Below are 6,494 nucleotides of genomic sequence, written 5' to 3'. Positions count from 1 at the left end.
TGCTACAATGTCCATGGCGATTGAGACCTTTCGTTAGGGTGTTGTTGTGGTGACTCTATTCTAACAAACTCTATCGCCTTTTTCTATACCCTTGGTCTCACATCTATTGTAACGCTACAATTTGAAATAATTTCTGTACTTCTAAGCCCTTGACAAACAGCCCCATCTTCCTTCTTACCAGGTTCTATCCCTTTCAACAAGGCTACCCCATCCGGCAGCTCCTTTGTAATATTTTCCACATCGACGTTATTGCACGAGGCCACCAGCATCCCCTAGTCTTTCAATTGTTCATCCGTAAAGTCATAATACCCTCAACAGTATTGACAATATCCCCTATACGTCTTATCGCCATCCTGGAAGTGCCGCAGAATAAAGGTATTGTCCGGATCTTGATAGTGGGTAATTAAATTCGCCCGCTCCACGATATATTGCCAGCTATGGTTTCCTTCAATAGTATGGTTTTCCCTGTACCAGGATGGCCGTTTACAGAAAAAATGGGCTGGTTATCCAGAGATGGGCGCCAACTCAAATTAACCGCCAGCTGCTGCATCAAGTAGGGCATAAATTTGGACGGCCAATATCACCTGTTCTAGCGGATTTTGGCCTAACTCTCCACTGCTAATTGCACTTTCCACCATGTGCAAGTCACCTGCAAAAAAGCTGTTAGCCAAGTCAATATCGTGAAAACATCCGTATCCTGCGCCTTGCTATCTTCCGTTCGATAGCGGTGATAATCATGACACCGTCCCAGTTAATCCCCTGTTCCGGTCGAATAATGTTCACCAAATATTTCTTTTCTACTTGCTCCATAATAGAATTCAGCAGAACCGAAGTGAGAACGTTGTCCAATATGTCCTTCCTCCGTCACCTCTACCAACTGCATATCGAATGATTGCATGTCGGACTTATAGGTATCCATGGATAAAAAATCCGCCATATTCTTTTTTGTCAATTGATCGGCGTGACTCAGAAGCTGATGAATCCCCCAAACCAAAGAAGACACTTGAATATCGCCCGGGATATACTTTCTTTGTTCATCACACTTCAGGCCTATAAGACATACGGGTTTGTGATTTTTCTCCGGCATCTCAAAATCCTGATGAAAGACTTGCTGTAAGCGTTCGACAAAAAGATAACGTTCATCTTTCCCAAGCAAACATGGACTTCGTCCGTTAACACTTCATAGGAAGAATAAACATGTGCATTGTTTTGCAACGCTGTATACGGCCCTATAGAAATCGATCTTTGATCTTCAGCAAGTGTGTCCGCATGGCCGCTTTTGAACAAAGCTCATGTCCCGACTTTGTACGGGGAAATCAGATTGCCCTAAAAACTCTATCAGATACCAATACTTTACATAATTCCATAACGGTGCATAAAATGGGACACGCCTGGTTTTGTGCGCACCATTCCCCCATTGCTCATGGCTTCACCATATTTACCTGCAGCGTGACCGAGCCTGCACACGTCCGCGCAACGGTTTGTTCGCTTCGCTCACTGCGCGGCCGGCGCGTATAATCGCTTACGCGATTATTATACCATAAAGTATAAAAAGAAACCACCCCAAATTTGCGACGTTTTCTAAACGAAGTGATTTTGGAGTGGTTTTTCCTCTTACTTGTAGAAATTATGGTCCCCATGCCGGCACACAAAGGTCAATGCATTTCGAAACCAGGAACTGCTTGTATTGTACATGACAAAGTACAAGGCGCCTTGGGAGTAATCCTCCCCTTCCAGCGCTCTGCTGACTGCCTCCTTAACAGATGCCGACGGTACAGCCCTATCGTAGGCTCCGCTGCTGACCGGCGTGAACTGGCCTGGAGCAAAGACGACACCCGCCACAGTATTTGGAAATTTAGAAGATCGGACTCGATTGAGGATCACGTTGGCCACCATAATCTGGCCCTTCATATCCTGATCGCCGGCTTCCGCCATGACGATTTTGTTAAGAATCGCTCTATCCTCCTCACTGCCGTTCATCCGGAAGGAATACTCTACGCTGGCGGCATCGACAGGTTTGCGGCTTTCGTCTGTATAGGATGCCGCCAACTGTCGGGGCTGTGTTTCCACCACCGGCGTTGCCTCCGTGGAAGCCGCCAGCAGGAGCGTCTCTTCTGCGAGCTCCTGTGGCGCTCCTTCCTCGTATCGCACATTCCTCGACGCCTCCCGTATCTCCTCCGCAGTGATAACGGTGTCTGTGACTTCGACTTGGTACGCAGCCGTCACCTCATCCGTGGCCGCCACTTTTTCACGGCCTGCTGGATTATCTTTCGTATAACTGTACCCCAGCGCCCACTGCGTAAAGCTTCCAGAGAACGCCGTAAATACAGCCAGAAGGATACCGACCGTTATAAAACGAATGCGTGCTTTCATTGATTACCTCCTTACCTGGGGGAACCCCCCACACCATAGCATAGACAGTTTCCAATAAATAGAAACAGGGTCTACTGCTAACGATATGGAATTATAAGGGATTTTATTCATGCCGTCAACGATTTGTCCGCAATAACGTGAATAGTACCAAAATTAAATGTTAAAATTTAGCGATTCTATCCAATGCTTTTTTTAACATTTTTGCACTTTGACGGACTAATTTTGTAACGAAATGTAATATTTCTGTAATATCTGATCTTTTTTTCCTCAAAATTAAAATGGAGGGTGTCCCAAAACTATAAATTTTAGATTCATAAAAAGGGGGCATCCTCTTTCTTTTAACAAAAATGGCTGTTTTCTAAAAAATGCGGCATTGGTACTTATCCCTCCAATGCCATTTTTGTGATATTATGAGCGATTGACAGCAATCCCCACTTTATTTTTACCTTCTCCTTCCCTCGAAGTAGAAATCGTCAGATGCTGCCGATAGGGAATCATGGTTTTGTGTCCGTGGGATTGGGATGAATGGTAAAGCCTACGATATATCGGTTCTCTGTTCCAACCTGTATGTTGTAGCCTGGTTTGAGCTGCCCGTTTAACATGGCGTCTTTTTTCTGCACGCAGCTTCTCCAGTTCTGACATTTCTTCTTCCGGTTTCGTGCGTCCACGCCGGTCCCGCAATGCTTCGACGCCGCCGGCTTCGTATTTTACGGTATAGCTTCGTGCTTGCTGGTAGGACACGTTATATTTCACCGCTGTCTCTGCATAATTACGGTTATGGCTAATGCAGTACTGGACGATCTCCACACGTTCCTCAAATGAGGTCTTTCTTCCTTTGGTCATGACAATTGCCCCTCCTGTTCCAGAAGCCTTAAGTTCCCCATGACCATTATACCTCAAAATCCATCGTTGAAGTTGGGTTTCTGACTTGATTCTATACTTTTTACAGATTTCCCGCAAAGAACCTTTGCCGGACAGGTAATCTTGGACAGCAGAAAACTTTAATCTGGCTGAATAAGAGGAATTTCCTTTTTTATAGAATGCAGCTTCTCCCATACTCTGATAATTTGCAAGCCAACGCTGAACCACCGCTTGGCTTGTTCCTAAATTTTTTGCAAGTTTTTTTTGACTGGTTGTTCCATCGAGGTAAGCATGTACCGCATTCAGCTTTTCCTCTGTAGTAAATTTTTTACGCATAATAAACAAGTTTTTGTTATTTCACTTGTCTACTCGGAAGTTGAGGGATACCCTCGTTTTTATATTCGTCGTCGGCCTTTTTGCTGCTATTTTCTCATTCTTTTGATGTAACTGCTTTCCCCCTGTCTTCGGCCTTCTCCTCTTAGCGGCTGTTTTTCTCTTTTGCCTGCTTTCTACACCATCTCTTTTATGACTGGCTGATTCTTAGCGGCTATCGTCTCCGTTTGTCTTTTTCTCCGCTATGGCTGTCAGCCCGCTCTTTCTCTGTCGTTTCGCTTCTGTCTTCCTTTCGCCTTTTCTGCTTTCCCCCTGTCTTCGGCCTTCTCCTTTTAGCGGCTACTTTTCGCGTTTGCCTGCTTTCTCTGCCATCGCTTTTATGACTGACGGATTTTTAGTGGCTATCGTCTCCGTTTGTCTTTTTCTCCGCTATGGCTGTCTGCCCGCTCTTTCTCTGTCGTTTCGCTTCTGTCTTCCTTTCGCCTTTTCTGCTTTCCCCTTGTTTTCGGCCTTCCCCTTTTAGCGGCTACTTTTCGCGTTTATCTGCTTTCTCTGCCATTGCTTTTATGACTGGCTGATTTTTAGTGGCTATCGTCTCCGTTTGTCCTTTTCTCCGCTATGGCTGTCTGCCCGCTCTTTCTCTGTCGTTTCGCTTCTCTCTTCCTTTCGCCTTTTCTGCTTTCACCCTGTCTTCGGCCTTCTCCTTTTAGCGGCTACTTTTCGCGTTTGCCTGCTTTCTCTACCATCGCTTTTATGACTGACGGATTTTTAGCGGCTATCGTCTCCGTTTGTCTTTTTCTCCGCTATGGCTGTCTGCCCGCTCTTTCTCTGTCGTTTCGCTTCTCTCTTCCTTTCGCCTTTTCTGCTTTCCCCTTGTTTTCGGCCTTCCCCTTTTAGCGGCTACTTTTCGCGTTTATCTGCTTTCTCTGCCATTGCTTTTATGACTGACGGATTTTTAGTGGCTATCGTCTCCGTTTGTCCTTTTCTCCGCTCTTCTTCCAATAAAAAAACGCCCCTTCTGTGACGCCGTGACACTTCAGCAATAGGCTCTGCCCACCTGCTCCCTCCCTTATCTTCATATGATTGCGGCTGGAAATGAAAGATCTCATAGAAGACATCTTTTATGAAGTTGTAAGGTTCCTGATCGACAAACAATATATTCAACTGCAGAATTACTTTCTGGATAGCACAAAAATTAAAGCCAATGCCAACAAGGATTCTTTTGTGTGGAATAAGTCTGTCCGCAATTATGACCAGAAGCTGGATGAGAAGATCAAAAGCCATCTCAGGGAGATTGACCGGATCGTAGCGGAAGAAAACCATATCTATCTGGAAGAAGATTTGGAGGAAAAGGGGGAAAACACCCGGATCACAGCCCACGGACACAAAAACCATGATTCCCCATCGGCAGCATCTAAAGGAGCGTCTGGGAAGGTTACCGGAGAACATCGTGGCAGATGCAGGATACGGAAGTGAAGAGAATTATGAGGATCTGGAAGAAAATAATCTTGGAAGTTATGTAAAATATAATAAGTTTCATTGGGAAAAGAAACGAAAAAATCGGGAGAATCCATATCTGCCGGAGAATCTTGCCTATGACAAGAAGACGGATAGCTTTTTATGCCGGAATGGAAACCATCTGCTCCATGTGGGAAACCGAAAATATGTGACAGAGGCAGGATATGAAACCAGACGGGAATGCAAAAAGACAGAGAAGCCAAAAGCCCTGCTATTTTCGCACCGGCTGAATGAATTAAAGAAGAAAGCGAATGAGAACCTTTGCTCCGAAACAGGGGTGAAACTACGTACCCAAAGAGTGGTGGAAGTAGAACAGACCTTTGGCCGGATCAAAGGTTGTTGGTTCCGACGATTTCTACTTCGAGGGAAGGAGAAGGTAAAAATAGAGAGGGGATTGCTGTCAATCGCTCATAATATCACAAAAATGGCATTGGAGGGATAAGTACCAATGCCGCATTTTTTAGAAAACAGCCATTTTTGTTAAAAGAAAGAGGATGCCCCTTTTCTTATGGATCTAAAATTCACAGTTTTGGGACACCCTCTGATTGCCTATCCGCTATGTACTGACGGAATGCCCGCCACCACGGAAATAAAAAACCGCTGCCGTGGCACATCATTTCCCCACGGCCTTTCTTGCCCTATTCCTCCAAGGGCGTCTCGCTGCGAAGCTCTTTAAGCTGATAGGACAAGGTCATGAGGCTGTCCGACAAATGTACATTTTCAACCACCACTGAATGACCTGGAAATTTTAAGTCCACAGAAGCAAAATTCCAGATGGCGGATATCCCATTGTCGACCAAAAGGTTGGCCACCTCCACAGCGCTAGTCTTCGGAATTGTCAGCACTGCTATATCGATGGCGTGATCTCGGAGGTATCCCTCCAAGATCGCCATATCCAAAACTTCACTGCCCCGAATATTTAGGCCGATCAGCTGAGGATTGACATCAAAGAGCGCTTCAATGCGAAATCCACGCTTTTCAAAATTGGTATAGTTGGCCAGGGCCTGTCCCAGATTACCGGCGCCGATGATAATGACGCTGTAGGACTTGTATAATCCCAGAATCTTGCCCATTTCTTTATATAGATACTCCACATTGTACCCGTATCCCTGCTGTCCAAAGCCGCCAAAATTATTGAGATCCTGCCGTATCTGTGACGCCGTGATCCCCATTCGCTTGCTGAGCTCTCCGGACGAGATTCTCGTGATGTCTTTCGCCAGGAGATCTCCCAGATATCGATAATATCGAGGCAATCTCCGTATCACTGCCGGCGATATATATTTCTCACTTTTCATTTCAGTAGCTCCTTCAAAATTATTGTTTATATTATAACATACCCCCCAATAAAAGAAAAGAAAAAATCTTCTTTTTCGAAAATTTGTCCGCACTTTTGCCTGCTTATACAAAGG

The 6,494-nt window shown here is 45.3% G+C and carries 5 protein-coding genes and 1 pseudogene; 1 reads left to right on the top strand and 5 read right to left on the bottom strand.

The genetic code is table 11. The features are described from left to right. Positions 1–751 precede the first annotated feature (751 nt). The 4 genes and pseudogenes from H8730_RS05450 to H8730_RS05435 form a co-directional block, all read right to left on the bottom strand. The gene (locus H8730_RS05450; protein WP_177720257.1) at positions 752–1,156 is read right to left on the bottom strand and encodes a hypothetical protein; all 405 of its coding nucleotides are present in this window, start codon (positions 1,154–1,156) and stop codon (positions 752–754) included. Between the two features lie 458 nt (positions 1,157–1,614). Continuing rightward, a complete protein-coding gene (locus H8730_RS05445; RefSeq protein WP_177720256.1) occupies positions 1,615–2,373 on the bottom strand; it encodes a cell wall hydrolase in 759 nt (252 codons plus the stop codon). A 672-nt stretch (positions 2,374–3,045) separates the two neighbouring features. Beyond that, positions 3,046–3,570 (bottom strand): annotated as a pseudogene (locus H8730_RS05440) (transposase); the annotation flags it as partial. A gap of 897 nt (positions 3,571–4,467) precedes the next feature. After that, positions 4,468–4,962 carry a hypothetical protein gene (locus tag H8730_RS05435; protein ID WP_249289549.1) on the bottom strand — a complete coding sequence of 165 codons (495 nt, stop codon included), beginning with the start codon at positions 4,960–4,962 and terminating at the stop codon, positions 4,468–4,470. On the opposite strand from H8730_RS05435, the gene H8730_RS05430 reads away from it, so the two are divergent. Next, complete coding sequence (locus tag H8730_RS05430; RefSeq protein WP_249289548.1) at positions 4,961–5,527, top strand: transposase; 567 nt, start codon at positions 4,961–4,963, stop codon at positions 5,525–5,527. The genes H8730_RS05435 and H8730_RS05430 overlap by 2 nt on opposite strands. Positions 5,528–5,723: 196 nt before the next feature. Here H8730_RS05430 and H8730_RS05425 read toward each other — a convergent pair whose 3' ends face one another. After that, a complete protein-coding gene (locus H8730_RS05425; RefSeq protein WP_177713979.1) occupies positions 5,724–6,380 on the bottom strand; it encodes a redox-sensing transcriptional repressor Rex in 657 nt (218 codons plus the stop codon). Positions 6,381–6,494 lie beyond the last annotated feature (114 nt).

The organism is Bianquea renquensis (assembly GCF_014384895.1).
Taxonomy (GTDB): domain Bacteria; phylum Bacillota; class Clostridia; order Lachnospirales; family Bianqueaceae; genus Bianquea; species Bianquea renquensis.
Note: the sequence above shows the minus strand (reverse complement) of the source record. Positions and strands in the feature narration are given on the sequence as shown.

Bases quoted from the DNA above. Each gene is read 5' to 3' on its own strand.
- H8730_RS05425 (WP_177713979.1), bottom strand. From the start codon at position 6,380: ATGAAAAGTGAGAAATATATATCGCCGGCAGTGATACGGAGATTGCCT.
- H8730_RS05435 (WP_249289549.1), bottom strand. From the start codon at position 4,962: ATGGTTTTTGTGTCCGTGGGCTGTGATCCGGGTGTTTTCCCCCTTTTC.
- H8730_RS05445 (WP_177720256.1), bottom strand. From the start codon at position 2,373: ATGAAAGCACGCATTCGTTTTATAACGGTCGGTATCCTTCTGGCTGTA.
- H8730_RS05430 (WP_249289548.1), top strand. From the start codon at position 4,961: ATGATTCCCCATCGGCAGCATCTAAAGGAGCGTCTGGGAAGGTTACCG.